The following is a 2314-nucleotide window of genomic DNA, read 5'->3' as shown; positions in this document are numbered from 1 at the left end:
AGCCTGGCCGGCCGGGCGCGCAGGGGCCGCGCGCCCGGCCGGGCCGGTTCAGCCCGCCAGGAAGCGGGTGTCGAGCAGCTTGGCCAGATCGGGCGATTGCCGCACCACCCCGGCCTCCTTCTGCACCTCCAGCGCCTTGGCCATGAATTGCGGCAGGCCGTCGGCGCTGTAGGCGCGGTTCTCGGCGGCGTCCTGCCAGTCGATGAAGGCGGCGCTGGCCTTGAAGGCCTCGCCCGACTGGTTGACCCGCTTGCCCATGATCTCGAAGGATTTGTCCGGCTCGCGCTCGATCATCGCCAGCGCGTCGTACCAGCTCTTCACCACCAGCCGCACCGCCGCCTCGTTCCTGGCCACGAAATCCGGGCTGAAGGCCAGGGTGTCGACGACGCAGGCATGGTCGGTGGTGGTGGCCAGGATGCGGCCCTTGTCGGCGCCCATCGCCCGCACCTGGGAGAGATAGGGCTCATAGGTCGAGCAGGCGTCGAACTGCCCGGCGACGAAGGCCTGGGCGGCGGGCTGCGGCGCCAGGGTGGCGGTGCGGACGTCGCGCACCGACAGGCCGTTCTCGCGCAGCATGTAGGCCAGCACGAAATACGGGGTGGTGCCGGGGCCGTCCACCGCCACGGTCTTGCCGCGCAGCCCCTCCCAGTTGGTGATGGCGGGGCGCACGGCGATGCCGTCGCCGCCCTTCGACTTGTCCAGCACCAGCACCTGCACCAGCGGCATGGTGCTGCCCCACAGGATCATGGTGTCGACGGTGGTGACGACGCAGTTCAGCGCGCCGGCGGCCAGCGCCAGGTTGCGCTCGCGCTGCGGCACGAACTTGGTCTCGACATCGAGGCCGTTGGCGCGGAACAGCCCGGCCTGCTCGGCCAGCGTCAGGGGCGCGAAGCCGGTCCAGCCGGACATGCCGATGGTGATCTTCGGCAGGCTCTGGGCGCGGGCGAGATAGGGCAGGGCGAGCGCGCCCGCGGCGGCCCCCAGGAACAGGCGGCGTTGCATGGATTTCGTCTCCTCAGGCCCGGCGGCCTCCCGATGGCGTGAGACTAGTCCGACACCCGCGCGGCGGAAAGCGATTCAGCCGCGCCGGTCGAGCAGCAGCGTCGCGGCGCTGACCGCCAGGCAGAGCAGCAGCAACACCAGGCCGAGGGCCAGCGCCAGCGGCAGGTCGCCCTTCTGCGTCTCCAGCGCGATGGCGGTGGTCATGGTGCGGGTCTCGCCGCGGATATTGCCGCCGACGATGAGGATGGCGCCGACCTCGGCGATGGCGCGGCCGAAGGCGGCGAGGAAGACCGTGGCCAGCGCCGGGCGGCCCATCCGGGCGAGCTCGAAGGCGCAGCGGGGCAGGCTGGCGCCGTCGATGCGCAGCGGGTCGCGCACCTCCTCCCACAGCGGCGCCAGCACGCGGTGGGCGAGCGCGGTGACGATGGGCAGCGCCAGCACGCTCTGCGCCAGCACCATGCCCTGTGGCTGGAACAGCCAGCCCAGCGCGCCGAGCGGCCCGCTGCGCGACAGCAGCAGGTAGCAGGCCAGCCCCACCACCACCGGCGGCAGGCCGAGCAGCGCATGGGCCAGCAGCAGCAGCCCTGCCCGGCCACGGAAGCGGGCGATGGCCAGCAGCGCCGCCAGCGGCACGCCGAGCAGGAAGGCGGCCAGCGCCGCGCTGCCGGAAACCCGCAGCGACAGCGCCACGATGCCCCAGAATTCGCGGTCCCCGCCGGTGATCAGCCCGAGCGCCAGGGAAAAGCCGGCCGCCATGTCCTGCATCCGGCGGAGATGCCGGGCCGGGCGGCACCCGGCAAGCCCGGCTCCCGCGGCATTTGCCGGCATCTGCCAGCCTGGCGCGGCGCGCGCGGCCTCGGGCTTGGCAAGGCGGGAATCAAGAATATCTTTACCATATCGAACCATTCTGCCCGGGAGCCAGAAGGGATTCGCCATGACGCAGAACGCCTCGCCCGGACCGTTGCCGCTCGGGACGCCGAATCCGGGGGCGCCATATCCCGCCGGCTGGATGGCGCCGCCGGAGCTGGCGGCGCCCGGCCGGGGCCTGCTGGTGCTGGACCCGCGCGCGCCCGGCTGGACGCTGCGCCTGGCGGCCAGTGAGGAGGCGGTGGCGGTTCTGCTGCTCGACCCCGCGCGGGACGGGCTGCTGGCCCTGGCCGAGGTGGCGGCGGAGCGCGCGCCGCTCGGCGGGCTGTGGCTGTGCGGCGCGGGCGAGGCCGGGCGGCTGCAACTCGGCAGCGCCACGCTGACCGAGGCGGGGCTGGAGGCACGCGGCTGGGTGCTGTCGGCGATCGGCCGCAGCCTGCATCCG

3 protein-coding genes are annotated in these 2314 nt (G+C 73.4%); 1 reads left to right on the top strand and 2 read right to left on the bottom strand.

Annotation, left to right across the window (positions count from 1 at the left end):
• Positions 1 to 48: 48 nt before the first annotated feature.
• Positions 49 to 1002, bottom strand: coding sequence for an ABC transporter substrate-binding protein (locus HMPREF0731_RS20570; RefSeq protein WP_007006156.1), 954 nt, complete (start codon positions 1000 to 1002; stop codon positions 49 to 51).
• Positions 1003 to 1077: 75 nt separating this feature from the next.
• Complete coding sequence (locus HMPREF0731_RS20565; RefSeq protein WP_306302916.1) at positions 1078 to 1758, bottom strand: ABC transporter permease; 681 nt, start codon at positions 1756 to 1758, stop codon at positions 1078 to 1080.
• A 178-nt stretch (positions 1759 to 1936) separates the two neighbouring features.
• On the opposite strand from HMPREF0731_RS20565, the gene HMPREF0731_RS25845 reads away from it, so the two are divergent.
• A partial coding sequence (locus tag HMPREF0731_RS25845; RefSeq protein WP_169312315.1) for a DUF4347 domain-containing protein occupies positions 1937 to 2314 on the top strand: 378 nt, incomplete at its 3' end.

This window comes from Pseudoroseomonas cervicalis ATCC 49957, assembly GCF_000164635.1.
Classification (GTDB): Bacteria; Pseudomonadota; Alphaproteobacteria; order Acetobacterales; family Acetobacteraceae; genus Pseudoroseomonas; species Pseudoroseomonas cervicalis.
The sequence above is the reverse complement of the archived record's forward strand: the minus strand, read 5'-3'. Positions and strand labels throughout refer to the sequence as shown.

What these genes read in the sequence shown, in the direction of transcription:
- HMPREF0731_RS20570 (WP_007006156.1), bottom strand. Translation starts at nt 1,002, where the DNA reads ATGCAACGCCGCCTGTTCCTGGGGGCCGCCGCGGGCGCGCTCGCCCTG.
- HMPREF0731_RS20565 (WP_306302916.1), bottom strand. Translation starts at nt 1,758, where the DNA reads ATGGCGGCCGGCTTTTCCCTGGCGCTCGGGCTGATCACCGGCGGGGAC.